This is a genomic window from Blastococcus sp. Marseille-P5729 (assembly GCF_900292035.1).
Taxonomy (GTDB): domain Bacteria; phylum Actinomycetota; class Actinomycetes; order Mycobacteriales; family Antricoccaceae; genus Cumulibacter.
Map to the genome: position 1 here is coordinate 84932 of NZ_OMPO01000004.1, position 24541 is coordinate 109472.

At 70.5% G+C, this 24541-nt stretch carries 27 protein-coding genes and 1 pseudogene; 17 read left to right on the top strand and 11 right to left on the bottom strand.

Going from position 1 to position 24541, the window contains the following annotated elements; all coding sequences use genetic code 11:
- The 3 genes from DAA40_RS15650 to DAA40_RS15660 form a co-directional block, all read right to left on the bottom strand.
- Positions 1-951 carry a sigma factor-like helix-turn-helix DNA-binding protein gene (locus DAA40_RS15650; protein ID WP_106850698.1) on the bottom strand — a complete coding sequence of 317 codons (951 nt, stop codon included), beginning with the start codon at positions 949-951 and terminating at the stop codon, positions 1-3.
- Between the two features lie 88 nt (positions 952-1039).
- A complete protein-coding gene (locus tag DAA40_RS15655; protein WP_106850699.1) occupies positions 1040-1345 on the bottom strand; it encodes a DUF2631 domain-containing protein in 306 nt (101 codons plus the stop codon).
- A 77-nt stretch (positions 1346-1422) separates the two neighbouring features.
- Entirely contained in the window at positions 1423-2511 is a 1089-nt protein-coding gene (locus tag DAA40_RS15660) for an LOG family protein (protein WP_199849845.1), read from the bottom strand.
- 58 nt (positions 2512-2569) lie between these two features.
- On the opposite strand from DAA40_RS15660, the gene dxr reads away from it, so the two are divergent.
- Genes dxr through DAA40_RS15680 form a run of 4 tightly spaced genes read left to right on the top strand, consistent with a single transcriptional unit; the run spans position 2570 to position 7122 of the window.
- Positions 2570-3793 (top strand): 1-deoxy-D-xylulose-5-phosphate reductoisomerase, encoded by a 1224-nt coding sequence (gene dxr / locus DAA40_RS15665; protein ID WP_106850701.1) that lies wholly within the window; start codon positions 2570-2572, stop codon positions 3791-3793.
- Positions 3787-5115 carry an RIP metalloprotease gene (locus tag DAA40_RS15670; protein ID WP_106850702.1) on the top strand — a complete coding sequence of 443 codons (1329 nt, stop codon included), beginning with the start codon at positions 3787-3789 and terminating at the stop codon, positions 5113-5115. The genes dxr and DAA40_RS15670 overlap by 7 nt, the downstream gene beginning before the upstream one ends.
- Positions 5116-5158: 43 nt before the next feature.
- Entirely contained in the window at positions 5159-6307 is a 1149-nt protein-coding gene (ispG, locus tag DAA40_RS15675) for a flavodoxin-dependent (E)-4-hydroxy-3-methylbut-2-enyl-diphosphate synthase (RefSeq protein WP_106850703.1), read from the top strand.
- A complete protein-coding gene (locus DAA40_RS15680) occupies positions 6307-7122 on the top strand; it encodes a DUF4081 domain-containing GNAT family N-acetyltransferase (protein WP_199849846.1) in 816 nt (271 codons plus the stop codon). Before ispG ends, DAA40_RS15680 begins: the two co-directional genes overlap by 1 nt.
- Here DAA40_RS15680 and DAA40_RS15685 read toward each other — a convergent pair.
- From DAA40_RS15685 to DAA40_RS16280, 4 genes are read right to left on the bottom strand one after another with little or no spacing between them, the layout of a single operon-like run.
- Positions 7119-8033: a sucrase ferredoxin gene (locus DAA40_RS15685; RefSeq protein ID WP_106850704.1), complete on the bottom strand. Its 915-nt coding sequence runs from the start codon at positions 8031-8033 to the stop codon at positions 7119-7121. The two genes, DAA40_RS15680 and DAA40_RS15685, sit on opposite strands and share 4 nt — an antisense overlap.
- Positions 8030-8674 carry an acVLRF1 family peptidyl-tRNA hydrolase gene (locus DAA40_RS15690; RefSeq protein ID WP_106850705.1) on the bottom strand — a complete coding sequence of 215 codons (645 nt, stop codon included), beginning with the start codon at positions 8672-8674 and terminating at the stop codon, positions 8030-8032. Before DAA40_RS15690 ends, DAA40_RS15685 begins: the two co-directional genes overlap by 4 nt.
- Positions 8671-9102 carry a ferritin-like domain-containing protein gene (locus tag DAA40_RS15695; protein ID WP_158716478.1) on the bottom strand — a complete coding sequence of 144 codons (432 nt, stop codon included), beginning with the start codon at positions 9100-9102 and terminating at the stop codon, positions 8671-8673. The genes DAA40_RS15690 and DAA40_RS15695 overlap by 4 nt, the downstream gene beginning before the upstream one ends.
- Positions 9099-9590, bottom strand: coding sequence for a hypothetical protein (locus tag DAA40_RS16280; RefSeq protein ID WP_158716479.1), 492 nt, complete (start codon positions 9588-9590; stop codon positions 9099-9101). Before DAA40_RS16280 ends, DAA40_RS15695 begins: the two co-directional genes overlap by 4 nt.
- A 113-nt stretch (positions 9591-9703) precedes the next feature.
- Between DAA40_RS16280 and rimP the strand changes: the two genes are divergently transcribed.
- The 7 genes and pseudogenes from rimP (at position 9704) to DAA40_RS15725 (ending at position 16129) form a co-directional block, all read left to right on the top strand.
- Positions 9704-10219, top strand: coding sequence for a ribosome maturation factor RimP (gene rimP, locus DAA40_RS15700; RefSeq protein ID WP_106850707.1), 516 nt, complete (start codon positions 9704-9706; stop codon positions 10217-10219).
- Complete coding sequence (gene nusA / locus DAA40_RS15705) at positions 10216-11310, top strand: transcription termination factor NusA (RefSeq protein WP_106850708.1); 1095 nt, start codon at positions 10216-10218, stop codon at positions 11308-11310. Before rimP ends, nusA begins: the two co-directional genes overlap by 4 nt.
- A 115-nt stretch (positions 11311-11425) precedes the next feature.
- Positions 11426-11728, top strand: coding sequence for a YlxR family protein (locus DAA40_RS15710; protein ID WP_234356427.1), 303 nt, complete (start codon positions 11426-11428; stop codon positions 11726-11728).
- A 116-nt stretch (positions 11729-11844) separates the two neighbouring features.
- Positions 11845-11985 (top strand): annotated as a pseudogene (locus DAA40_RS16805) (translation initiation factor IF-2 N-terminal domain-containing protein); the annotation flags it as partial.
- Between the two features lie 510 nt (positions 11986-12495).
- Complete coding sequence (gene infB, locus DAA40_RS15715) at positions 12496-14568, top strand: translation initiation factor IF-2 (protein ID WP_234356430.1); 2073 nt, start codon at positions 12496-12498, stop codon at positions 14566-14568.
- A 95-nt stretch (positions 14569-14663) separates the two neighbouring features.
- Positions 14664-15104: a 30S ribosome-binding factor RbfA gene (gene rbfA, locus DAA40_RS15720; protein WP_106850711.1), complete on the top strand. Its 441-nt coding sequence runs from the start codon at positions 14664-14666 to the stop codon at positions 15102-15104.
- A complete protein-coding gene (locus DAA40_RS15725) occupies positions 15101-16129 on the top strand; it encodes a TRM11 family methyltransferase (RefSeq protein WP_106850712.1) in 1029 nt (342 codons plus the stop codon). The genes rbfA and DAA40_RS15725 overlap by 4 nt, the downstream gene beginning before the upstream one ends.
- 45 nt (positions 16130-16174) lie before the next feature.
- On the opposite strand, the gene DAA40_RS15730 is transcribed toward DAA40_RS15725, so the two are convergent.
- A complete protein-coding gene (locus DAA40_RS15730; protein ID WP_158716480.1) occupies positions 16175-17821 on the bottom strand; it encodes a serine/threonine-protein kinase in 1647 nt (548 codons plus the stop codon).
- A gap of 95 nt (positions 17822-17916) precedes the next feature.
- On the opposite strand from DAA40_RS15730, the gene DAA40_RS15735 reads away from it, so the two are divergent.
- The 3 genes from DAA40_RS15735 (at position 17917) to DAA40_RS15750 (ending at position 20089) form a co-directional block, all read left to right on the top strand.
- A complete protein-coding gene (locus DAA40_RS15735; protein ID WP_234356428.1) occupies positions 17917-19224 on the top strand; it encodes an MATE family efflux transporter in 1308 nt (435 codons plus the stop codon).
- 94 nt (positions 19225-19318) lie between these two features.
- Positions 19319-19687, top strand: coding sequence for a 5-carboxymethyl-2-hydroxymuconate Delta-isomerase (locus tag DAA40_RS15740; protein ID WP_106850714.1), 369 nt, complete (start codon positions 19319-19321; stop codon positions 19685-19687).
- A 141-nt stretch (positions 19688-19828) separates the two neighbouring features.
- Positions 19829-20089, top strand: coding sequence for a hypothetical protein (locus DAA40_RS15750; RefSeq protein ID WP_106850715.1), 261 nt, complete (start codon positions 19829-19831; stop codon positions 20087-20089).
- Here DAA40_RS15750 and DAA40_RS15755 read toward each other — a convergent pair.
- Both DAA40_RS15755 and DAA40_RS15760 read right to left on the bottom strand, forming a co-directional pair.
- Entirely contained in the window at positions 20074-20565 is a 492-nt protein-coding gene (locus DAA40_RS15755; RefSeq protein ID WP_106850716.1) for a dihydrofolate reductase, read from the bottom strand. The two genes, DAA40_RS15750 and DAA40_RS15755, sit on opposite strands and share 16 nt — an antisense overlap.
- Positions 20562-21368 (bottom strand): thymidylate synthase, encoded by an 807-nt coding sequence (locus tag DAA40_RS15760; RefSeq protein WP_106850717.1) that lies wholly within the window; start codon positions 21366-21368, stop codon positions 20562-20564. Before DAA40_RS15760 ends, DAA40_RS15755 begins: the two co-directional genes overlap by 4 nt.
- A gap of 95 nt (positions 21369-21463) precedes the next feature.
- On the opposite strand from DAA40_RS15760, the gene DAA40_RS15765 reads away from it, so the two are divergent.
- Entirely contained in the window at positions 21464-22081 is a 618-nt protein-coding gene (locus DAA40_RS15765) for a ClpP family protease (protein ID WP_106850718.1), read from the top strand.
- Positions 22078-22671: a ClpP family protease gene (locus DAA40_RS15770; RefSeq protein ID WP_106850719.1), complete on the top strand. Its 594-nt coding sequence runs from the start codon at positions 22078-22080 to the stop codon at positions 22669-22671. The genes DAA40_RS15765 and DAA40_RS15770 overlap by 4 nt, the downstream gene beginning before the upstream one ends.
- Positions 22672-22690: 19 nt before the next feature.
- Here the strand turns inward: DAA40_RS15770 and DAA40_RS15775 are convergent, their stop codons facing one another.
- Complete coding sequence (locus DAA40_RS15775; RefSeq protein ID WP_106850720.1) at positions 22691-23002, bottom strand: helix-turn-helix domain-containing protein; 312 nt, start codon at positions 23000-23002, stop codon at positions 22691-22693.
- Between the two features lie 349 nt (positions 23003-23351).
- Between DAA40_RS15775 and DAA40_RS15780 the strand changes: the two genes are divergently transcribed.
- On the top strand, positions 23352-24541 hold a 1190-nt coding region (locus tag DAA40_RS15780), incomplete at its 3' end, for a DUF222 domain-containing protein (protein ID WP_158716481.1).

Consider the following 24541-nt stretch of genomic DNA (forward strand, 5'->3'; position numbering starts at 1 on the left):
TCACTCGAAGTGCCTGGCGAGTGCGGGGTCGAAGTTCGCCAGCTCGCTGACCCGGTTCCCGCGCAGGCCGAGCACCTCCAGCGCGAACGGCCGGTAGGGCGAGCAATCGTCCGGCCTGATCGACGACAGCACCACCGGACGGCCGGCGCAGGAGCCGATCAGCTCCAGCCGCGCCCCCACCGGGGAGCCCGCGGCCAGTAGCGGCGCCCACGACCGCAGGACCTCCTCGTGGCCGCGAAGCACCTGGGGTCGTCGCTGCTGATTGCCCGCCGCACCCGGCTGATGAGTGACGATCACGTCGTGCCGTAGGCACTCGGCGACCACTCGGTCGTCGCCGGACTCCACGGCCCGGCAGTAGCGCTCGGCCGCCGTGCGGTCCTCCTCGCTGAGACCGGCTCGGGCGGACGGCGGCGTGGTCCGCCCCAGCCGCGCACGGAGCGCGTCTCGGCCGCGTTGGGTGGTGCTGTGCGCGCCGAAGATGCTCAGGCCGAGCGCCTCGGCAGTCACCGGTGTGCTCCAGCCGAGCCCGTAACGCAAGACGATGCAGGCGCGTTGGACGGCGGACAGGTGCGCCAGGGCGGTAACCGTGTCCAGACCGATAGGTCTCTCGGCGCCGTCCGCGAGATCGGGCAGTGGCTGCACCCACGGCGCCTGGGCCGCGACCACGACGGTGGCCTCTGGCGGCAGCGGAACCGCGACCACCTGCCGGTGGTGCCGTTCGCGCTCGGCGATCTCGACGCAGGCGCGGGCTGCCAGCGTCAGCACAAGGTGCTCCACGCCGCCGTCCGCCGCGATGCGGCTGCGTTCCTTCCACAGCAGGCGATCGACAGCGGTGGCCTGCTCCTGGGCGGCGTCCACCGAGCCCAGCATGCGGTAGCACAGCTCCAGCAGGCGGCGCTGAAACGGCCTGACCGCTTCCGTGAGCTCGGCGCGGGTGCGGGGGCGGCTCACCGTTTTCTCCTCCGGCAGGTCAGCGGTAGTGAACACGAGGGCGGTTGCGATCGGTTGATCGCAACGGCCCTCGTCGAGCGGATGGTGGCTACTTGCGCCAGATGGACTTGCGCTTGTTGCCCAGGCTCACGACGATCATGATCAGCATGATGCCGGCGACCGCGAGCAGCCACAGGTCCTCGACCTTGCCGTTGTGATTGCCCAACATCATCAGGAGGATGAAGCCCACGACGGCGATGCCGGCGATACGGGAGGTCTTGCCGTCGCCCTCGTGGTGCCAGCCCCAGATGCGCGGGTCGTCGTCGGCCAACTCGATCTCGCGCTTGTCGGCCTTCGCCGGATGAGCGCTACCGCGATGGACCAGTCCGTGATCCTCGGTACGGGTGCGTGCCACTGTCGCCTCCTCATGGGACTACTTGCGCTACATCATTCCATCCTGGGCTCGCGACACGGTGGAGGGGTTCACCCACGTCACGAGATGACCGCCGCGGCCTCGTCGATCGTCTCGACGAGGTGGATGGCGCGTTGCATGGCGCGTCCGGCGCCGAGGCGCTCCAGCAGCGGCCAGGCGGGCAACGTGCGGGTCCAGTAGTCCCGGCCGACTAGCACCGTGGGGACCAGCTCCCCGAGGGTGTAGTAGTTGCGGACCGTCGCCTGGAAGATCTCCTGCACGGTTCCGGCCGCGCCGGGCAGCACGACCAGTGCCTCGGCGCGGGCCAGCAGGATGTCCTCGCGGATCGCGTTCGAGAAGTACTTCGCCACGAGGTGGGCGAACACGTTCGGCGGCTCGTGACCGTAGTACCAGGTGGGGATGCCGAGCGAGCGGGTGCCGCGGACGCCGGTGGCGTCGATCAGCTGCCGGGCGGCGAAGCCCGCCCCGGCCCAGGCGGCGACATCGTCGAAGGGCACCACCTGCGCGACGACCGCGAGCGCTTCATCAAGCACCGTCTCGTCGGCACCGTGGGTCGCCGCACCCAGATTTACCGCCTCCATGGCTCCCGGCCCGCCGCCGGACAGCACGCAGAACCGGTCGGCGAGCAGGCGGCCGAGCCGGGCCGCGTGGCGATAGTCGTCGCTCCCGCGTGCCATGGCGTGCCCGCCCATCACCGCAACCGGCCGGGCGCCGGCGTCCGCGAGAGCCTCGCCCAGCGCATCGGTGATCACGGTGTCGTGCAGCGCCGCATAGAGGTTGTGCTCGATGTCGTGCGCGCCGTCGGGTGCCTGCGACCAGCGGTAGCAGCGTGCATCGAGGGTACTCGCGTACCCGTCCTGGACGCCGGCGAACAGCTCGGCGGGGGTGTAGAGCACGGTGTGGGAGGGATCGAAGGGAACCTTCGGGTTCGAAGGCAGCAGCAGCGCGCCCTGCCGGCTCAGGGCCGGCGCGATCGCGGGGGCGAACGTGTCGCCCAGCACCAGCATGCCGTGCACCTCGCGGGTCATGATCTGCCCGACCAGCGGGTCGTCGGCATCGAGCCGCAGTCCCTGCAGCCGCACCGCCGACAGCGAGCCGTCGTTCGCCGCGAGGAATGCTGCCAGCTGCTCGCGTGAGTGGATCTCCACGCGGTTCATTGTGCCGCCTGGCGGCGGTCCGGCTGGACGATGGGGGACAATCGCCTGCGTGACCCAGCAGCGCACCATCGTGATCCTTGGCTCCACCGGCTCGATCGGCACCCAGGCCATCGACGTCGTACGCCGCAATCGCGACCGGTTCTCGGTGCGGGCGATCTCGGCGGGTGGGGGCCAGCCCGCGGTGCTCGCCCAGCAGGCGCTCGATCTCGGCGTCGAGACGGTCGGGGTGTCCCGCGCGACAGCCGCCGAGGACGTCATCCTGCACCTCAAGGCCGAGGCCTCCCGCAGAGGCGTGGCCGCGACCCCGAAGGTGATCGCCGGTCCGCGCGCGACCGCCGAGCTGGCGGCACTGCCGTGCGACGTCGTGCTGAACGCCGTCGCCGGTTCGGTCGGGCTCGCGGCGACCGTCGCGTGCTTGCGGGCGGGGACCAGCCTGGCGCTGGCCAACAAGGAGTCACTCGTCGCAGGCGGCAGCTGGGTGCGCGACATGGCCGCCCCCGGGCAGATCGTGCCGGTCGACTCGGAGCACTCGGCGATGGCGCAGTGCCTGCGCGCCGGGCGTCGTGACGAGGTCGCGCGGTTCATCCTCACAGCCAGCGGCGGGCCCTTCCGCGGCCGCACCCGCGATCAGCTCGCCTCGGTCACCCTGCAGGAGGCCATGGCCCATCCCACCTGGGCGATGGGCACCTCGGTCACCCTCAACAGCGCAAACCTGGTCAACAAGGGTCTGGAGCTGATCGAGGCGCATCTGCTGTTCGACGTCCCGCCCGACGACATCGAGGTCGTCGTCCACCCGCAGTCCACGATCCACTCGATGATCGAGTACGCCGACGGCTCGACGATCGCGCAGGCCTCGCCGCCGGACATGCGGATGCCGATCGCGCTCGCCCTCGGCTGGCCGGACCGGGTGGCCGGCGCCCAGCCCACCTTCGACTGGACCCGCGCGCACTCGTGGACCTTCGAGCCGCTGGACGACATCGCCTTCCCCGCGGTCGGCCTGGCGCGGCAATGCGCCGCGATCGGCGGGGTGGCGCCGGCCGCCTACAACGCGGCCAACGAGCAGGCCCAGGCCGCGGTCATCGCGGGAACCGCCGGCTACCTCGACGTCGTTGACACCATCGGCGCAACCCTCGACCGGCTCGGTGCGTCGCATGACCTGGCGCGGCCGCGCAGCAGCCTCGAGGGGATCGTCGCCTTCGAGCAGGACGCGCGGACGGCCGCCGATATGTTGCTTGCTGCTCTCGCGAAGGACGGACACCCCTCTTCATGTTGACCGCCATCGGCATCCTGCTGTTCGTCGTCGGGCTGCTGTTCTCCATCTGGTGGCACGAGCTCGGCCACTTCCTGGCCGCGAAACGGTTCGGGATGCGGGTCAGCCAGTTCATGGTCGGGTTCGGCCCGACGATGTGGTCGCGGCAGGTCGGCGAGACCGAGCACGGCATCAAGTGGATCCCGCTCGGCGGCTACATCCGCATCATCGGGATGATCCCGCCGCCTCCGCCGGACCGCCCGCAGGGCAAGGGCCCGTTCGCCGGCCTGATCCGGGAGGTGCGGGAGCAGTCTGCCGCCGAGCTGCAGCCCGGCGATGAGAACCGCACCTTCTTCAGCAAGCCGTGGTGGCAGCGCGCGATCACCATGATCGCCGGGCCCATCCAGAACCTGATCCTTGCGTTCGTGCTGTTCGCGATCATCCTCACGACCTTCGGCGTGCACACTCCGTCGCTGACCGTGCAGACGGTCAGCGAGTGCGTGCTTCCGTCCACGACCAACGCCAAGGACTGCACCAAGCCTGTCGACGAGGACGGCAGGCTCTGCGAGAACGGCACGGACGGGTGCGCCCTGCCACCGGCCAGCCCGGCCGCCGAGGCCGGCTTCCGCGCCGGCGACACGATCACCGAGATGAACGGCCAGGCCGTCGCGAGCTGGGACGCCGTCCGCGCCGAGATCCGGCGCAGCCCCGAGAAGAGCATGACCTTCACCGTCGAGCGCCAGGGTGACTCGATCGAGCTGAGCGTGACCCCGATGCGCAACACCGTCCGATCGGACGACGACCCCGACCGGACCGTCGAGGTGGGCTATCTGGGCTTGGCGCCGACGACCCCGATGACGACGATGCCGATCACGGAGGTGCCGTCATACGTCGGGAACTTCATCGTGCTGGCCACCGAGCGGATCATCCAGCTGCCCGAGCGGGTGCCGCAGCTGGTGCGCGCGACCTTCGCGGGGGCGCAGCGCGACCCGGAGGGCCCGGTCGGCATCGTCGGGGTCGGACGGCTCTCCGGTGAGATCTTCGCGCTGCCGCAGCCGGCCCAGGAGCGCATTGCGTACCTGCTGTCGCTGCTGGCGAGCCTGAACATGGTGCTGTTCCTGTTCAACCTGGTGCCGATCTACCCGCTGGACGGCGGGCACATCGCCGGGGCGTTCTACGAAGGCCTGCGCAATGCGATCTACCGCATCCGTGGCAAGACTCCGCCGGGGCCGATCGACATTGCGAAGGTGATGCCGGTGGCCTACGTGGTGGCCGGGATCTTCGTCCTGTTCTCGGGTCTGCTGCTGGTCGCGGACGTGATCAACCCGATCACCCTCAACCAGTAGCGAGCGAGCCAGCCGCCGCGGCCGGCGGACTAGCATTGAGTGCATGAGCGTGAACCTCGGTATGCCGAAGCTGCCGCCCCCCACCCTCGCCCCCCGACGCAAGTCGCGACAGCTGGACGTGGGCGGCGTGCTGGTCGGCGGCGACGCGCCCGTGTCGGTCCAGTCCATGACTACGACTGTCACCGCCGACATCAACTCGACCCTGCAGCAGATCGCCGAGCTGACGGCGTCCGGCTGCCAGATCGTGCGCGTGGCGGTCCCCAGCCAGGACGACGCCGACGCACTGCCGGCAATCGCCAAGAAGTCCCAGATCCCGGTGATCGCCGACATCCACTTCCAGCCCAAGTACGTCTTCGCCGCCATCGAAGCGGGCTGCGCCGCCGTACGAGTGAACCCCGGCAACATCAAGGCCTTCGACGACAAGGTCGGCGAGATCGCCAAAGCCGCCAAGGCGGCGGGCACCCCGATCCGCATCGGCGTGAACGCCGGCTCGCTCGACAAGCGGCTGATGGACAAGTACGGCAAGGCCACCCCTGAGGCGCTAGTTGAGTCTGCGCTGTGGGAGTGCTCGCTGTTCGAGGAGCACGACTTCCGCGACATCAAGATCTCGGTCAAGCACCACGACCCTGTCGTGATGGTGCGGGCCTACCAGCTGCTGGCGGAGCAGTGCGACTACCCGCTGCACCTCGGCGTCACCGAGGCCGGGCCCGCCTTCCAGGGGACCATCAAGTCGGCGGTCGCCTTCGGTGCGCTGCTGAGCCAGGGAATCGGTGACACGATCCGGGTCTCGCTGTCGGCGCCGCCGGTCGAGGAGGTCAAGGTCGGGCTGCAGATTCTCGAGTCGCTGAACTTGCGCGAGCGTGGTCTGGAGATCGTCTCGTGCCCCTCGTGCGGTCGCGCCCAGGTCGATGTCTATACGCTCGCCGACCAGGTCACGGCCGGGCTCGAGGGGCTGAAGGTCCCGTTGCGCGTCGCCGTCATGGGATGCGTCGTCAATGGACCTGGCGAGGCCCGCGAGGCCGATCTCGGCGTCGCCTCTGGCAATGGCAAGGGCCAGATCTTCGTCAAGGGCGAGGTCATCAAGACCGTTCCCGAGTCGCAGATCGTCGAGACACTGATCGAGGAGGCCATGCGGATCGCCGACGGGATGGGCATCGACGTCGAGGGCGAGCCCTCGGTCAGCGTCTCGTAGTGGCCACTGCGCGGATCGCGAGTTCGCGCGACTACGAGCAGGTCGCGGCGATACTGCAGCGCGACCCCGTCGAGGCTCTGCCGGTGGCGGCCTGGCTCGGCTCCGGTGGGCCGACCCAGCTCGGTACTCGCCGGATCTGGCTGTGCGGCGACGCGCTGTGCTACTCGGGCGCCAACCTGCTGCCGATCCATGCCGACGAGCAGGCGGCCCGGGCCTTCGCCCGCCTGGCGATCGAGGAAGGACGCCGCTGCTCCTCGATTGTCGCGCGCCTGCCGTCGGCGCACGCGCTGTGGGCGGAGCTCGAGCCCACGTGGGGGCCGGCCCGCGCGATCCGGCAGCGGCAGATCGTGATGGTCAGCGACAGCCCGGCACCGGTCCCGGCCGATCCCGATGTGCGGGTGGCCGTGGCTGCGGACTTCGACCGTTTCTACGCGGCGTCGATCGAGATGTACATCGAGGAGATCGGGATCTCACCGGTCGCCCATGACGGCGGGCACGCCTACCGCTGGCGGGCTAGCGAGCTGATCAGCTCGCGGCAGGCCTACATCCGCACCGACGGGCCCGACGTGGTGTTCAAGGCGGAGCTCGGGGCGGTGAGTGCCGACTGCGCCCAGCTGCAGGGCGTCTGGGTGCACCCGGACCTGAGGGGGCAGGGAATCGGCACCGCGGGCACCGCGCAGGTGCTGGCGCTGGCGCGCCGCCGAGGCGTGTCGCTGATCAGCCTCGCCGTCAACGACTTCAACCACGCCGCGCTGCACAGCTACGCGCGCTGCGGCTTCCGGCAGGTCGCCGAGCAGATGGTGGTGCTGTTCTAGGGGGGCGTCAGGGCGACCACTCGGTGTGAGGTCGACGGCTCGGCCGCCCGGCCGCAGGACGCTGGCCGCGGCGCGCTTGCGCTCGGCACGACCCGCGCGACCCACGTCTCGCCGTCGGCGGTGCGCAGGCGGACGGCGGTGTGGTCCTCCCCGACAGTGATCTCTTCGACGTCGACCGCGTCCAGCGCGCGCAGCCCCAGCCGCACGCGCAGCGCGACGTCGGCGGCCTGCGCCACGGGCGGTAGTGCGCTGATGCCGCGCAGCGAGCGCGGCTCGACCATGCCGTCGGCAGCCAGCTTCAGCGCTCGCGTCGCGGACTCGAGGTCGAGACGCCCGTAGACCGCGCCGGACGGCAGGCTCAGTGCGGTTGGGGCGAAGCGGTGCCCGCCGAGATGGCTGCACTCGAACACCTGGCCCGGGTGTGCGCGCGCAAGGGAGCGGGCCAAGGGGCCGCCTTCGATCGCGCAGCACTGGTCGCGCTTGGCGTGCGTGCACACCAGGAGCAGGGGGTGATCGATCTCGACCGCCTCCGGGTGGATGTCGCACAGATCGCCGGCGTACGCCGCAAGGTTCAACCCCAACAGCTCGGCGGGCTCGCCCACGGAGAAACCGACCAGCCGGCGACGCCGACCGTGGACGGCGGCGAGCACCCGTCGCCGCACCGGGTGCCCGCGGCCTTCGCGGTGAGTCGCCCGCATGACGAGCACCTTCACCCCGGCGGCCTTGGCCAGCGACTCGAGCGATGCACCCGTCTCGCCCAGCCCGCTCTCGCTGATTCCGGCGCGGCCCCACGGGCCGGCGTCCTCGACCGCGAGATAGCCGCGGTCCACGTGGCCGGCGGTGCCCGCGAGCTGCTCATGGACCTCGATCGATCGCAACGCGCACCGCTCGCCGGGGGACACCTGGGTCACTGTTGCTCCTCACAGTCGGCATTGCTCACCTGGATACGCACCGATCGTGCTAGGCGCAGCGCATGGTCGACGGCGGCCCGCCGCGGCTCGCCGACGTCGATGTGCCGCCGCTGCACCCAGGTGAGTGCGGTGAGCGGCGGCCGGCGCAGCAGGTCGTCGACCAGCCGCGAATCGCCTCCGGTCACCAGCAGATCGACGCTGTCGGGACGGTCTCCGAGCACCCGCCGGGCGGCGTCAGCGGCCTCGCCGACCAAGGCGTCCGCCTGGTTGCCGCGGCGGCGGGCGTATCGCTGTTGGCTCTGCCCGCCGGCCGCGGTACGGCCCTGCACGTAGCGCCGTCCGGTCTTGCTGGCCAGCACGTGGTGTCCCGCCCCGGCACACGCCGCCCGCGCGATCGCATAGCCACCGCGCCGGATCAGCAGCACCGCCGCGCTCGCCGGCGGCAGCAGCTGCGCGCACAGCGCATCGACGTCCGCAGCAGCCAGACGCCGTCCGCGGATCTGCGCCCGCCCTCCGCGGTCGGTGGTCACGATCGTCTCGTCGTCCGCCTCTCGGATCGCGACCACGTCGCCGTTGCGCCGCGTGAATCCCGCGAACCACACCGCGAGCCGCTCCGGGGAGACGACGACCTCGCGGCTCACGCGAGCCCCGGGAAGGCGGGCACGGACAACGGGACCCCGGCGGTCTGCCGCCAGCGAACCGCTGCGCCGGCGGCGCTGGTGAGCGCGTCGATGCAGAAGGTCCGGATCGGGACGGCGTCGACGCGGCCGGAGCAGTATCGCCAGTGAGCGCACATCGCGTCCTCGAGAGCTGCCGCGGCGTGCAGCGCGCTGAGGTCGTCGGCGACGGGCATCGGCAGGGTGTAGCCCGGCTGGGATGCGACCGGTTGCTCGCCCAGCCCGCGGACGACGTCCTCGAGCTGGCCGCGTAGCCCGCGGTAGGCGTTGTCCGCCGCCGCCACCGCGGCGAGGTGCTGGTCGCTGACCGTCGCGCCGATCTCGCCGTACGCCCAGATGGTCGCGTGGACGCCGGCGAGGGCATCCTGCAGCGCGGAGACGTCGTCGCTCACGACAGCACCCCTGCGGCGGCGCCGTGCGAGGCGGTCAGCGAAGCGAGCAGGGGGGCTCGTTCGGCCCGTTGCGCGATCGCGAGCTCGCGGCAGTGGGCGTGCAGCGCCAGCTCGGCCTGCGCGAGCGCGGGAACCAAGGTAGCGGGATCGGCGGACGGCGCCGGGCTCGCGGCCGCCGATCCGCTCGCCGACGCCTGAGGGGCGCCTTCGGGCGGGGTCATCGCCAGGGCCGCGGCGAGCGCCGCGACATGCTCGTCGACGTTCGCGCGCATCCCGGCCAGGCGGGAGTCGTCCGGGGCGGCCGCGATGGCCGCGTCGTACTGGTCGCGGAGTGCGACGTGCTCGTCGAGAAGATCCTCAAGCGGGTCACGGGGCGGCTCCGGCGGGGGCGCCGGTGCTCCGGTGCACCCGGCGAGCGCGGCGCCGAGCACCGCGCCGCCGGCCAGCAGCCGACGCCGGCTGAGCAGGACGGGGTCCGTGGCGCGCATGGCTCCTGAGTGTGCCAGCAGACCGCGTGGCGCCGGTTCGCGCCTCGCCGGTAGGCTCGAGGTCACAATTGCCCGACCACTGGTGCATCCACAGCACAGCAAGGAGTACGTCGATGACGAGACGCCCTACAGGTGCAGGATCCCGGGAAACCGACCGCCGTCAGCACGAGCTCGAGGTGCAGGTGCGGCCCGTGGTCGAGGGAGCCGGTTTCGATCTCGAGGCGCTGACCGTCACCCAGGCCGGGCGCCGCAGCGTGGTGCGCGTCATCGTCGACTCGGACGCCGGGGTCAGCCTCGACGACATCGCCACGCTCAGCCGCGCGGTCTCGCAGGAGCTCGATGCCGGTGACGACGGGTTCGGCTCCCAGCCCTACACCCTGGAGGTGACCTCGCCAGGGGTGGATCGACCGCTGACCGACCAGCGGCACTGGCGACGGGCGGTCGGACGCCTGGTCGAATGGGTCGACGACGGACGCAAGGTCCAAGGGCGGGTGGTGAAGGTGGCTGGCGACGTCGTCACCCTCGACATCGGCGGCACCACCCGAGAGCACCAGCGCGAGACGGTCTCGCCGGCGAGGGTGCAGGTCGAGTTCAGCAAGCCGGACGGCGGCAAGGAGCAGAGATCGTGAACGTAGACATTGCCGCGCTGCGGGCGATCGAGCGAGAGAAGGACATCTCGTTCGACACCGTCATCGACGCGATCCAGACCGCGTTGCTGTCGGCCTATCGGCACACCGACGGCCATGCGCCGCGGGCGCGCGTGGAGATCGACCGCAAGACCGGCCTGGTGCAGGTGCTTGCGCAGGAGCTTGACGACGAAGGGAATGTCGCCCGCGAATGGGACGACACCCCAGAAGACTTCGGCCGGATCGCCGCGATGACCGCCAAGCAGGTGATTCTGCAGCGACTGCGAGAGGCGGAGCAGGACCACACCTTCGGCGAGTTCGTGGGTCGCGAAGGCGACCTTGTAGGCGGGGTGATCGAGGCCGACGCGATGCGCAACGAGCGGGGCGTGGTCGCCGTCCGCCTCACCCCCAAGCTGGAGGCGGCACTGCCGTCCAGCGAGCAGGTGCCGGGGGAGAGCTACGAGCACGGCAGCAGGATCAAGGTGCTGATCGTCTCGGTGGTCCGGGGGCATCGCGGACCGCAGGTGACCGTCAGCCGCAGCCACCCCAACCTGGTACGCAAGCTGTTCGCGCTCGAGGTTCCCGAGATCGCCGACGGGACCGTCGAGATCGTGTCGATCGCGCGCGAGGCGGGGCATCGCACGAAGATCGCCGTGCGCTCCAGCTCCCGAGAGGTGAGCGCGAAGGGCGCCTGCATCGGCGAGATGGGCGCCCGGGTGCGCAACGTGATGAGTGAGCTGCAGGGCGAGAAGATCGACATCGTCGACTACTCCGACGACCCAACCGAGTTCGTGAAGTCGGCGCTGTCGCCGGCGCAGGTCATCAGCGTGCACGTGACCGACCGCTTCGCGCGCGCCGCCCGCGTCATCGTGCCGGACTTCCAGTTGTCGCTGGCCATCGGCCGCGAGGGGCAGAACGCTCGGCTGGCCGCGCGGCTCACCGGCTGGCGCATCGACATCCGCAGCGATGCGGAGGCGGACGGACCCTCGGCCACCGCCGAGCCAAGCGGGCCGTCCGAGACGCCCCGGCCGCCGCGGGCCGGGATGCCGCAGCGCCCGAACGTGCCACCTCGGCGTCCGCAGCCGCCTGCCTAGCGCGTCCGCTCCCCAGGCGTACGCCGCCCGCCGTCCCCCGGCACGGGCGCGCGAGGTATGCTGTTGGGTGGTGTCTCGCCTCTCAGGCGGCATGCGCGGTGAGGAGTGTTCCAGGATGAACCCCCGCACCTGCATCGGATGCCGCCAGCAGGCGGACGCCAGTGAGTTGATCCGCTTCGTGGTGGACGCCGCGGACCCGGGCCGCCTTCGGGTGGATCCGAGACGGCGTCTCCCCGGCCGGGGGGCGCACCTGCATCCCACGGTGTCCTGCCTCGAAGCGGCCACTCGCAGGCGAGCGTTCACCCGAGCACTGCGTGCCGCGGCCCCGCTGCGGAGCGACGAGCTCGAGCGCTTCATCTGCAAGATGGACGACTCGATGACCACTACCCGTGACCCGATTGGTGATGGATTCCGATGATCAAGGCATCCCGATGAATCAGGCAGCCCGATGAAGATGCAGCGATGACTGTTCTTCACTGGAAAAACACGAGGTCGTAGCGGAGAGCCTGCTGCGGCTTCAAGAATTGGAGACCCGTGGCAGGCAAGGCCCGCGTACACGAGCTCGCGAAAGAGCTCGGAGTCACGAGCAAGCAGGTACTGGCGAAGCTCGGTGAGATGGGCGAGTTCGTCAAGAGTGCGAGCTCGACCGTAGAAGCTCCCGTAGCGCGCAAGCTCAAGGAGCAATTCTCCGCTGGCGACAAGCCCAGCGGCAAGCCGGCGGCGAAGTCCGCCCCGAAGGTCGAGGTCAGCGGCCCAGTGCCGTCCTCGATCGCCCCGAAACCCGGCCCCAAACCGGCGCCCAAGCCCAGCGCGCAGCCCGTGCCTGAGGCGCCGCCGGTCGCTTCCGAGCCGCCCACGCCGGGCCCACGTCCGCCCGCAGCGGCGCCCCCGGCGCCCGGACCGCGTCCGCGCCCGGCCGGCGGTAACAACCCCTTCGGTGTCGGTCAGAGCGCCGCGCCGCGCCCGCCGATGCCGCGTCCGCCGGCCGGCCGGCCGAGCCCGGGTGGCGTGCCTGGCGTGCCTCGTCCGGGCGCTCCGCGTCCGGGTGGGCCGCGTCCTGGCCCCGGTCAGGGTGGCCCGCGTCCGGGCGCTCCGCGTCCGGGTGGGCCGCGTCCTGGCCCCGGTCAGGGTGGCCCGCGTCCGGGCGCTCCACGTCCGGGTGGGCCACGCCCCAGCCCCGGTTCGATGCCCGGTCGCCCCGCGCCCGGTCTGAGCCGGCCGGGCCAGGGTGGCGGTGGCCGTCCCGCCCCCGGCGGCGGCGGCCGCCCCGGTGGCGGTGGATTCCGACCGGGTGGCGGCGGTGGCCGTCCGGGCGGCCGCGGTCGCGGTGGCGGTACCGCCGGAGCCTTCGGCCGTGGCGGCCGCGGGCCGGTGCGTGGCCGGAAGAGCAAGAAGCAGCGCAGACAAGAGTTCGACCAGATGGACGCGCCGACGATCGGCGGCGTCCAGGTCCCACGCGGCGACGGGTCGACGATCCGGCTGTCGCGCGGTGCCTCACTGACCGATCTCGCCGAGAAGATCAACGCCTCGCCGGCGTCGCTGGTGACGGCGCTGTTCCACCTCGGAGAGATGGTCACCGCGACCCAGTCGGTCAACGACGACACCCTCGAGCTGCTCGGCGCCGAGCTGAACTTCAAGATCGAGGTCGTCTCCCCGGAGGACGAGGACCGCGAGCTGCTCGACGACTTCGACATCACCTTCGGTGAGGACGCCGACAGCGAGAACCTCGCTCCGCGTCCGCCGGTCGTCACAGTCATGGGCCACGTCGACCACGGCAAGACCAAGCTGCTTGATGCCCTCCGGCAGGCCGACGTCGCCGCCGGCGAGTCCGGCGGGATCACCCAGCACATCGGCGCGTACCAGGTGCGCACCGAGCACGAGGGCGCCGATCGGGCGATCACCTTCATCGACACCCCCGGCCACGAGGCGTTCACCGCCATGCGTGCCCGCGGTGCGCAGACGACCGACATCGTCATCCTGGTCGTCGCCGCCGACGACGGCGTTATGCCGCAGACGGTCGAGGCGATCAACCACGCGCAGGCCGCGGACGTGCCGATCGTCGTCGCGGTGAACAAGATCGACAAGGAGGGGGCCAACCCCGACAAGATCCGCTCCCAGCTCACCGAGTACAACCTGGTGGCCGAGGACTATGGCGGCGAGACGATGTTCGTCAACATCTCGGCACTGAAGCGCGAAGGCCTGGATCAGCTGCTCGAGGCCGTTCTGCTGACCGCAGACGCGTCGCTGGAGCTGGAGGCCGATCCGGACATGGAGGCTCAGGGCGTGGCCATCGAGGCGCACCTGGACCGCGGCCGCGGCTCGGTCGCCACGGTCATCGTCCAGCGCGGCACGCTGCGCGTGGGCGACTCGATCGTCGCCGGCGATGCGCATGGCCGGGTCCGCGCGATGATCGACGATCAGGGCGAGAACGTGACCGAGGCCGGGCCGTCCACCCCGGTGCAGGTGTTCGGCTTCACCTCGGTGCCGGGCGCCGGTGACACCTTCCTCGTCGTCGACGAGGATCGGGTCGCCCGCCAGATCGCCGAGCGCCGCCAGGCCCGCGAGCGCAACGCCCAATTGGCGAAGTCGCGTCGCCGCATCACCCTCGAGGACCTCAACAAGGCTCTGGAGGAGGGCAAGGTCGAGAGCCTGAACCTGATCCTGAAGGGCGACAACTCCGGCACCGTCGAAGCGCTGGAGGACTCGCTGCTGAAGATCGAGGTCGGCGACGAGGTCTCGCTACGCATCATCCACCGTGGTGTCGGCGCGATCACCGAGTCCGACATCGACCTCGCGACGGCGTCCGACGCGGTCGTGCTCGGGTTCAACGTCCGCACGCAGGGCAAGGCCACCGAGCGGGCGAACCGCGAGGGCGTCGACGTCCGGTTCTACTCGATCATCTACCAGGCGATCGAGGACATCGAGAACGCGCTCAAGGGCATGCTCAAGCCGGAGTTCGAGGAGGTCGAGCTCGGCACTGCCGAGATCCGCGCCATCTTCCGCTCCAGCAAGTTCGGCAACATCGCCGGTTGCATGGTGCAGTCGGGCGTCATCCGCCGCAATGCAAAGGCGCGGCTCATCCGCGACGGCGCGGTGGCGGCTGACAATCTGACGATCGCATCGCTGCGCCGCGAGAAGGACGACGCGACCGAGGTCCGTGAGGGCTTCGAGTGCGGTATCAGCCTTGGGTCGTTCAACGACATCAAGGAGGGCGACATCATCGAGACCTTCGAGATGCGCGAGAAGCCGCGCAGCTGACGTCGCGACCCTTCACGGTCGTCGAGCGAGCGGAGCGACGTCGAGACGCGATGCGTGTCTCGACGTCGCTTCGCTCATGAACCAAGGAGGACAACATGGCCGATGAAGCTCGCGCCCGCCGACTGGCGGTGCGCATCCGGGAGATCGTCGCCGACACCCTCGAGCGGCAGGTCAAGGATCCGCGGCTCGGCATGGTGACGATCACCGGCAGCAGGCTCACCTCGGATCTGCGCGACGCGACGGTGTTCTACACCGTCTACGGCAGCGACGAGGAGAAGCTTGCCTCGGCGGCGGCTCTCGAGTCCGCCAAGGGTGTGCTGCGCAGCACGGTCGGCAAGCGCACCGGCATCAAGTTCACGCCCACGCTGAGCTTCGTGGCCGACGAGGTGCCGGAGCACGCCGCGACCATCGACGACCTGCTGGCCAAGGCGCGGGCGGCCGACTCCGAGCTCGCGCGTTCCCGCGAGGGCAAGGCGTACGCCGGCGAGGAGGATCCCTACCGGCACGACGACGACGAGGACGACGCGACCGCGTGAGCGAGTACGCGCTGTTGGTCACGCCGTCGGCCAACCGGGTCTACTCAGGTGACGCGCCGCGGCTGCTGGCCGCCGAGCTCGACGTCACGGCGCGTGCCCTGGGGCTCGGTGATCCCTCGGTGCGAGTCGTGCAGCTCGCCGGGATCGACCACGTCGTGCTGCGCGCGGACGACGAGCCCCGGCTGGCCGCCCTGGCCGGATCGGCGTCCGCCGCGTATGCGCTGTATGCGCGCGAGGGCGATCTGCTGCGGCCGGTGCCCATGCCGCGGCCGGTGGCCTTCACCGACGACCTGGTGACGATCCAGAAGTACACCGGGAAGACCAACGAGCAGCTCACCGCGCTGCTGACGAACGTCACGATCGCGGCGTCCGCGCGCCCGCACCTGCTGCTCGGCGGTCGCGGGCGGCTGCTGGACCCGGTGTGTGGCCGCGGCACCACGCTGAACCTGGCGCTGCTGCGCGGGTTCGATGCCTTCGGTGTCGACGTGGACCGGCGCGACGTCGAGGCCTACTCGACGTTCCTCAAGACCTGGGCGCGCACCCACCGGCTGCCACATACGCACTCGTACGCGCCGGTCCGGCGGCACAAGAAGACGATCGCCCACCGACTCGACGTCGAGCTGTTCGTGGACCGCGCTGCGCAGAAGGCCGGGCGTGGGCAGTCGGTGTCGGTGGCGGTGGCCGACACGACCGCCGCATCGCAGTTCTTCACGGTGGGATCGATGGACGCCATCGTCGGCGACCTGCCGTACGGCGTCGCGCACGGCTCGCACCGCGGCCACGACCTCAGCCGCCGTGCTGACGAGCTCGTAGCCGACGCGATGCCGAGCTGGGCCGCGATGCTGCGTCCGGGCGGGGCGATCGGCCTGTCGTTCAACACCAAGACGCTACGCCGTGAGCAGGTCGAGGGTCAGTGCATCCGGGCCGGTCTGGCCGTCGCGCCGTACGGCGATGTCTTTGAGCACCGCGTCGACTCCTCGATTACCCGAGACCTCGTGGTCGCCGTCCGACCGGCCGGGCCGTGACGCGACAGGCCGGGCCGAGGCCACGAACGCTCATCGTCCAGGCGGTCACAGTCCTCGGGTGGGTGGCTGCTTCAGCGGCCACCAGTCGATCACCGGGTAGCGCCAGACGACGAGGAGGATCGCGGCGACCGCGATCATGATGGCCGCCGTCAGCGCCAGGACGGCGTTCTGGCTGGGCGCGAGGGCGCGCAGCGCCGCGTGGGCGGCCCGCCGGTTGCGAAGACCGCCAGGGCCGAACCAGAGGATGAGCAGACCCACACCGGCGCCGATACCTACCGAGAGGTTCCCGGTATAGCCGGTGGAGCTGGCGTACCTCGGCAACAGCTCGCGCGCCACGTAGGTGACGCCGGCGGCGGTGAGCAGCGGCAGCAGCATCGTGACGAAGGCACCGGCCGCTGACGACAGGGCGCTGACGGGGCTCGCGATGACCTGCATCGTGACCGCTCGCCGGCGGCTGCTGCTGACCTCCTCGCGCCACCGCAGACCCGTCATGAACGACTCGATCGTCCGGGCCGTCGTCAGCAGCAGAAACAGCAGGATGGTTGCCGCGATCGGCATCGACATAGCGGCCGCGACGACCAGCGCGGCGCAGGCCAGTACCGGCGCAGTCGTGGACACCCTGCGCGCGGTGACCGCCTCTCGCGCGCGGGAGCGCTTGACCGGTCGCGGCTGCTCGCCGGTTGGTTCCTCGGGGCGGCGCAGCGGCGGCGCGGGCCTGCTCACCGGAGGACGCCCGGTGGTAGTGGCCGGGAGTACCGCGGTGCGGGCGGGCTGCGCAGCAGGTCGCTGAGGCGCAGGGGACGGCGACGGCGTGAGGTCGCCGGGCGGTGGGGTCGACCGGGCGACCGCGGTGCTGCCGCCCGCGGCATACCGCCCGAACCGCCCGCGGATCTCCGCCTCCGACGGCCGGTCGGCGGGCCGGACCGCCAGACAGTCGGCCAGCAGCGGCCGCAGGTCGGCGTCCACGGTGTCCAGGCGCAGCTCGCCGCGCCGGATGCGGTCCAGCACCGCCTCGACCGGGCCCTTCCCAGACGGCGAGCTGCCGGTCGCCGCGTACGCCATGACCGCCGCCCAGGCATACCAGTCCGTCGCGGGGGTCGCTGGATCGCCGTACACGGTCTCCGGTGCGACATAGCCCGGCGTCCCGACGAATAGACCGGTGACCGTGAGGCGGACGTCGTCCGCCAGCTGGGCGATGCCGAAGTCGATCACGACGGGACGGTGCCCCTCGAGCAGGACGTTGCCGGGCTTCAGGTCGCGGTGGACGACGCCTACAGCATGGATGGCGCTCAACGCGCTGATCAGCCCGCGGCCGAGGGTCATGAGCCCCTCGCGGCCGAGCGGGCCGACCTCGTCGACATAGTGGTCGAGCTGGGGACCGCGCACGAACTCGGTGACGATGTACGGGCGCGCGGCCTCGAGATCGGCGTCGATGACGTCAGCGATGTTGCGATCGCGCACCCGCCGCATCGTCTGCAGCTCGCGCCGGAGCCGGGCGCGCGCGTGCGGGTCGTCAGCGATGTGCTCGCGCAGCACTTTCAATGCCACGGGCCGCTCGTCGGCGTCGACCGCGAGGTAGACCACGCCCATGCCACCCGAGCCGGCTTTGCGGATGATGCGGTAGGGCCCGACGTACTCGTCGCTCCGGGCTGCCGTCGGCAGCCAGAGGTCGGCGCGGTCGGGTGCGGTCATGGGGTCTACGGTACGTCGCGCCTGCCGTGCAAGCATCCGCCCGTGGTCGTAGGACCGGGGGTCGGAACGGGATCGTGACGTGCCAGACTCGGGGCGTGCCGACCCGTTCCGATCCCGATGTCAAGCAGGTGATCGGGCTGGCGCTGCCCGCCTTGGTAGTGCTCGCAGCGGAGCCGATTTACGTCCTGGTCGACACCGCCGTGATCGGCCATCTGGGCGCGCTGCCGCTGGCCTCTATGGCGATCGGGGGGACCGTGCTGGCCCAGGTCTCGGGTCAGCTGAACTTCCTCGCCTACGGCACGACAGCTCGCGCCGCCCGCCGGCACGGGGCCGGCGACCGGCCGGGCGCGGTTCGTGAGGGCGCGAACGCGACACTGCTGGCGCTCATCATCGGAGCCGCGCTGATCGTGCTCGTGCAGCTGCTGGCCTGGCCGATCGCCCGGCTGATCGGCGGCGCCGACTCGCCGGCGCTGGCGGGAGCGGTGGAGTGGATGCGGATCGCGATCCTCGGCGCACCGGGGATCCTGGTGGCGCTGGCCGGCAACGGGTGGCTGCGCGGGCTGCAGCGGGTCCGCGAGCCCACCGTGTACGTTGTGGTCGGCTTTGGCCTGTGCGTCGTCCTGCTCCCGCTGTTCGTCTATGGGTTCGGCTGGGGGCTGGCGGGTTCGGCGCTGGCGAACGTGATCGCCCAATGGCTGACTGGCGGGTTGTTCCTACGAGCGCTGCTGCGTGAGGGCGTGTCGTTGCGCCCCGACCGCGCCGTGATAGCCGGGCAGCTGCGCACCGGACGCGACCTGTTCATCCGTACCCTCGCGTTGCAGGGTTCGTTCGTGCTCGCGGCCGCGCTGTGCTCCCGGATGGGGCCGGAGGTGCTCGGGGCGCACCAGATCGGCCTACAGCTGTTCATGCTCACTGCGCTCGCCCTGGACGCTGTCGCGGTCGCGGCGCAGGCCCTGGTCGGTGAGGCGCTCGGGCGCGACGACCCACGGCTGGCCCGGCGCACGGCAGCGCTCTGTGGCCGGGTCGGCCTGTTTGCGGGGGTGCTGTTCGCGGCCGTGCTGCTGGCCCTCCGGCCGTGGGGTCCGTTGCTGTTCACCTCGGACGCGGGCGTTCTGGAGCAGGCGGGGGTGATGTGGTGGTGGCTCGCCGGGATGCAGCTCGTGGCGGGGGTCTTGTTCGCGCTCGATGGCGTGCTGATGGGGGCCAATGACGTCGCGATCCTGCGCACGATCACCATCGTGGCGCACGCCGCCGTCTACGCGCCGCTGTCCTGGCTGGCGTACCAGTCCGGCTGGGGGATCGGCGGAATCTGGTTCGGCCTGACGACCTCGTTGGCGGTGCGGTTGCTCCTCGGCGGGCTGCGGGTGAGAGGTGATCGGTGGCTCGCTGCCGGGGCTACCTGAGGCGTTCGCATGGCGAGTTGGACTCGACGCTGCGGCTGGCATTGCCCCGACCGGTTGCATAGGCTGCTGATCAAGCACGCCGCAGGGAGGATCCATGCCCCACGTCCGAATCAACTACTCCTCGAACCTGCCGGGGTTCGATGCCGGCCTGGTGATCGACCGCGTCGTCCGGGCACTGGTGGACACCGGGGACTTCAAGGAAGCGAGCATCAAGGCTCGTGCGTATCGCGCGGACGTGTTCGAGATCGGTCTGTCCTCCCACGGACGCGGGTTCGTCGACGCTGCGATCAAGGTGATGCCGGGCCGCTCCGACGAGGCGAAGGCGAAGGTCGCCGAGCTCGTCTGCGAGACGATCAAGAGCTGCGGGTCATGGCCGAAGGACGTCGAGGTGCAGATCAGCGCCGACGTGACCGACCTCAGCCCGGCATACTCCAAGACCGTCGTCGGATCGTCGGCGAGCTGACCGGCGACAACGGGTCAGCGGGCGCGGCGCATCAAGACGCGCGGGAAGCACCAGGCGACGTTCGAGGTCGGGTTCTTCGGCCCCACCACGAGCGCCACGTCGTCGAAGCGGGACGCCGTCGATGGACGCCTGCCCGGTCACATGAACGTGCTGCTGGCTCCCTACCTCGGTCTCACGCTCGAGACCAGCATTCTGGTCATCGGCATCGCGCTCGCGATCGGGGGAGTGAGCGTGCCGTGGCGTCCCTCCACTCGCGAGGCCGTCACAGAGATCGAGCGGGTGCTCGCGGCCCCGACCGCTGCGTTGGCCGGGCAGCGAGGGGGCAACGTCGTCGTGCCCACCTCCAGCTCCTCACGCCGTACGCCAACTGAGCAGATGACAGGCTGTCAGCTGCGATGGTAGGTGAGGAACCGGTAGCGGAGACCGTCGCTCGCGGACTCGTGCCAGCCTTCTGAGGGCGAGCGCCCGTGGACGATCCAGTCCGGGCCGATCAGCGGCGCGTACGTGTCGCCGGAGACGTCCAGGTCGACCTCTGTCACCTCGAGGACGTCTGCCCGATCGATCGCCGCCGCGTATACGTTCGCACCGCCGATGACCCAGGTGTCGGCGTCCGTCTCGAGGGCCTCATCGAGCGAGCGCATGAGTATCGCCCCGGGGGCGTGGTACGTCGGATCGCTAGTCAGGACGACGTTCTCGCGGCCCGGGAGGGGACGGAAGCGCTCGGGTAGCGACTCCCAGGTGCGTCGTCCCATGACGACCCGAGAGCTGCCGGTGAGCTCCTTGAAGCGGCGTAGATCCTCTGGGATCCGCCACGGGATGCCGTTGTCACGGCCGATCACGCGGTCGTGTGCCTGCGCCCAGATCAGCCCGATCGTCATACGGCGACCGGTGCCTTGATGCCCGGGTGCGGGTCGTATCCAAGCACCTCGAGGTCGTCGTACTCGTAGTCGAAGATCGACGCCGCCCTGCGCAGCTTCAAGGTCGGATAGGGTCGCGGATCGCGAGCGAGCTGGCGCTCGACCTGCTCGACGTGGTTGTCGTAGATGTGGCAGTCGCCGCCGGTCCAGATGAACTCGCCGACCTCGAGGTCGCACTGCTGCGCGAGCATGTGGGTCAGCAGCGCGTACGAGGCTATGTTGAACGGCACGCCGAGGAACAAGTCGGCCGAGCGTTGGTACAGCTGGCAGGACAGCTTGCCGTCGGCGACATAGAACTGGAACAGCGCGTGGCAGGGGGGCAGCGCCATCTGGTCGACCTCAGCTGGGTTCCAGGCGGTCACGATGTGCCGCCGGGAGCTCGGGTCGGCCTTAAGTCGCTCGACGAGCCGCTCGATCTGGTCGATGTGCCCGCCGTCCGGCGTCGGCCACGAACGCCACTGGACGCCGTACACCGGTCCCAGGTCGCCGTTCTCATCGGCCCACTCGTCCCAGATCGTCACGCCGCGCTCCTGAAGCCAGCGGACGTTCGAGTCGCCGCGCAGGAACCACAGCAGCTCTAGTGCCAGCGACTTGAAGTGCACCTTCTTGGTCGTCAGCAGCGGGAAGCCGGCCTGCAGGTCGTAACGCAGCTGATGCCCGAAGATCGACCGGGTGCCGGTGCCGGTCCGGTCGTCCTTGTGGGTACCGGTCTGCATGACGAGCCGCAGGAGGTCTTCGTACGGCGTGGGGATCGGCGGAGACATGAGGACAGGGTAGTGGTTGGGTCATGCTGCCGTGAGCAGCGCTGCTGACAGCAGAACGGCATGCGGGCAACCCCGAAGCCGGCGACCGTGGACTCATGACTGATCAGAAGACGCATCCCGGCGCCGGGCTGGACGAGGATCTCTACCGATCGCTGTTCGACCGGCGGATCCTCCTGCTCGGCGAGCCGCTTGAGGACTGGAACAGCAACCGGCTGTGCAACGGTCTCGTGCTGCTGTCGCTTGAGGACCACGACGCCGACATCCGGCTGCTCATCAACTCGCCGGGCGGGTCCGTTCCAGGAATGCTCGCGATCCGCGATTGCATGCGCGCGATTCCGAACGATGTCGTGACGATCAACGTCGGGATGGCCTACAGCGCTGGACAGTTCCTGTTGAGCGCGGGGACGAGGGGCAAGCGGTACTCCATGCCGCATGCGAAGGTGCTACTGCACCAAGGGTCGGCGGGCATCGGTGGTACGGCGATGGACATCGCGATCCAGGCCGACGACCTTAGGCGGACTCGCGACACGGTCCTCGCGCTCGTCGCTGCCGACACGGGTCAACCCGTCGAGAGGGTCGAGCGCGATTCACGGCGGGATCGGTGGTTCGATGCCGAAGCGGCCCGGGAGTATGGATTCATCGACCACGTCATCGCATCGATCGATGAGGCTATGCCGGTCCGTCGCCGACGAGGTTGGGAGCCGGGCGCATGACCAGCTACCCGATCCCGCACGTCATCGCGAGGACACCCGACGGAGAGCGATCCTTCGACATCTACAGCCGCCTGCTCTCCGACCGCATCGTCTACCTGGGGACGCCGATCGACGATGGAGTCGCGAACGCCATCATCGCCCAGCTGATCCACCTCGAATCCGAGAGCCCGGACCTGCCGATCGACCTCTACATCAACTCCCCGGGAGGCTCGATTCCCGCGATGTTGGCGATCTACGACGCGATGCAGTTCGTGCGATCCGAGATCCACACCACCTGCGTCGGGCAGGCAGTGAGCACGGCAGCGGTGCTCCTGGCCGGTGGGTCGTCCGGACGACGGTCGATCCTGCCGCACGGCCGGGTGGTCGTGCACGCTCCGGCAACCGAGGGACGCGGGACGATCCCGGACCTGATCCTCGAGGCCGACGAGGTCGAGCGGGTCCGCACGATGCTCGAAGAGATCCTCGCCGCGCACACCGGGAAGAGCAGGGAGCAGATCCGAGCCGACACGGAGCGCGACCTCACGCTACCGGCCGCAGCGGCCGTCGACTACGGCATCGTGGACGCGGTGGTCGCCACCCGCGGCGAGTAGCCATCCGGCCAGCGAGTAGCTATGCGGCCAGGCAGACCGGTCCCTGGCCAAGACGGTTCGCCGTCCTGGCGACGAGCTCGCTGGTGCGCAGGCCCAGCGCGCCGGCAATCGCAGAGAGGACCTCGGAGGACGGATCCTTGCGCCCGCGCTCGACCTCGGAGAGGTACTGCGGAGCGATTCCGGCCCGATCGGCGACGTCCACTATGCGCTCCCCGCGCGCCTGCCGCTCCTCGCGCAGCACTTCGCCGGCGGCCTCTCGCCACAACGGTTCCGGAGCGCGCTTGCCATGAGACTGCGCATCGCGGCGCTCGAATCGGACGACGTTCGTCATGGACTCAGCATAGGTGCAACGCCCAGTGTGTTCTCGCGAGACGAGTCTGTGGGTCGGTGGTTGCGGTTACTGGCGTCGTAGGCGGGCCCCCGCATCACGTTCAGCGATGACTGGCGTAGCCGGGTGGAGACGTCGCGGGGTGCTGGTTCAGGACACCACGGGCGTGCTGGTGCAGGTTGGCCAGTCCGCCAGCGTGCAGTCGAGTGGTGGAGGGGCCGGTAGCAGATGAGGCGGACGGGGACCGGGGCTGGGGCGTCGGTTGTCCACGGACCGGTGGTTGTCCACAGATGTCCCCAGATCGGTTTTCGTGTCGGCGGAAGTGTCGGTACTGGTCCGTAGCGTGTGTGTCATGGATCCCAGGCAGGACGGCGAAGCAGCGGTCACGCTCGCGGGCGATACGCGCCCGATCGAGTCGCGCCCGATCGAGTCGTTGCGGGCTGCCCTGGAGTGCCTGGGGTCGTTGGCGGGCGCGGACGCCGATGGGCGACTTGCTCAGGTGAGTGATGCCGGCCTGATCGACCTGCTGCAGGCCTACCGGCGACTGCGCTCGGTGCTCGCTGCGGGCGAGGCGCGGGTGCAGGTCGCGTTCGATGCTTCGCAGCGTGCCGCGGCGGAGCAGCGTGGGGTGCCGAGGGCCGAGCGGGGGAAGGGGATCGCCGATCAGATCGCGTTGGCACGTGGGGTGAGTGCGCATCGCGCCGCGAACGACCTGGCTGTGGCCAAGGGCCTGGTGGGCGAGCTGCCGCAGACCCTGGGCCGGTTAGCGTGCGGCGCGGTGAGTGAGGGTGCGGCCCTGGCGGTGGCGAAGGAGACGGTGTGCCTGATGCCGCAGGACCGCGCACTCGTGGATGAGCGGGTCGCGCCCCGGCTCCGCGCCGGCACCAGCGCCCGCCGCGCCGCGGCAATCGCTCGCGCGGAGGCCGCGCGGGTGGATGCCGCGTCGGTGACGCGGCGGATCGCGATGGCGCACAAGGACCGCACCGTGACCACCCGCTCCGCACCCGACGCCATGATTTACCTCACGGGCTTATTGCCGGTGAAGGAAGGCGTGGCAGCTTACGCCTCCCTCGCGAAGCACGCGGACGCGCAGAAAGCGGCCGGCGATCCCCGCTCACGCGGGCAGATCATGGCCGATGAGCTGTTCGCCCGCCTCACCGGGATCAGCGATGCTGATCTGGTGCCGGTGGAGATCCAGCTCGTCATGCCCGCCGAGACTCTCCTGACCCCCACCGAGCCAGCCGCCTCGCCCGGCTCGCCCGGATCGCCCGGATCGCCCGGCGCTGACGACGCGTCATCCTGCGGCGATCACGCGGAACCGGCGGCACCGGCGGAGCCGGTGGGTGGGTGCGGTGAGCTGCCGGGGCGGATCGGTGAGCACGTCATCCCCGCGCCCCTGGCCCGACAGATCGCGCTGATCGCCGACGAGAAGGCGCGGCGGTGGATCCGCCGCGTGTTCACCGACCCGGTCTCCGGTCAGGTCCGCCAGGTCGACGAACGCCGCCGCTCCTTCACCGGAGCCCTGCGGCACGCGATCCAGGT

Bases quoted from the DNA above. Each gene is read 5' to 3' on its own strand.
- DAA40_RS15670 (WP_106850702.1), top strand. From the start codon at position 3,787: ATGTTGACCGCCATCGGCATCCTGCTGTTCGTCGTCGGGCTGCTGTTC.
- ispG (WP_106850703.1), top strand. From the start codon at position 5,159: ATGAGCGTGAACCTCGGTATGCCGAAGCTGCCGCCCCCCACCCTCGCC.
- DAA40_RS16280 (WP_158716479.1), bottom strand. From the start codon at position 9,590: ATGCGCGCCACGGACCCCGTCCTGCTCAGCCGGCGTCGGCTGCTGGCC.
- rimP (WP_106850707.1), top strand. From the start codon at position 9,704: ATGACGAGACGCCCTACAGGTGCAGGATCCCGGGAAACCGACCGCCGT.
- DAA40_RS15710 (WP_234356427.1), top strand. From the start codon at position 11,426: ATGAACCCCCGCACCTGCATCGGATGCCGCCAGCAGGCGGACGCCAGT.
- infB (WP_234356430.1), top strand. From the start codon at position 12,496: ATGCCCGGTCGCCCCGCGCCCGGTCTGAGCCGGCCGGGCCAGGGTGGC.
- rbfA (WP_106850711.1), top strand. From the start codon at position 14,664: ATGGCCGATGAAGCTCGCGCCCGCCGACTGGCGGTGCGCATCCGGGAG.
- DAA40_RS15730 (WP_158716480.1), bottom strand. From the start codon at position 17,821: ATGACCGCACCCGACCGCGCCGACCTCTGGCTGCCGACGGCAGCCCGG.
- DAA40_RS15740 (WP_106850714.1), top strand. From the start codon at position 19,319: ATGCCCCACGTCCGAATCAACTACTCCTCGAACCTGCCGGGGTTCGAT.
- DAA40_RS15750 (WP_106850715.1), top strand. From the start codon at position 19,829: ATGAACGTGCTGCTGGCTCCCTACCTCGGTCTCACGCTCGAGACCAGC.
- DAA40_RS15755 (WP_106850716.1), bottom strand. From the start codon at position 20,565: ATGACGATCGGGCTGATCTGGGCGCAGGCACACGACCGCGTGATCGGC.
- DAA40_RS15760 (WP_106850717.1), bottom strand. From the start codon at position 21,368: ATGTCTCCGCCGATCCCCACGCCGTACGAAGACCTCCTGCGGCTCGTC.
- DAA40_RS15765 (WP_106850718.1), top strand. From the start codon at position 21,464: ATGACTGATCAGAAGACGCATCCCGGCGCCGGGCTGGACGAGGATCTC.
- DAA40_RS15770 (WP_106850719.1), top strand. From the start codon at position 22,078: ATGACCAGCTACCCGATCCCGCACGTCATCGCGAGGACACCCGACGGA.
- DAA40_RS15775 (WP_106850720.1), bottom strand. From the start codon at position 23,002: ATGACGAACGTCGTCCGATTCGAGCGCCGCGATGCGCAGTCTCATGGC.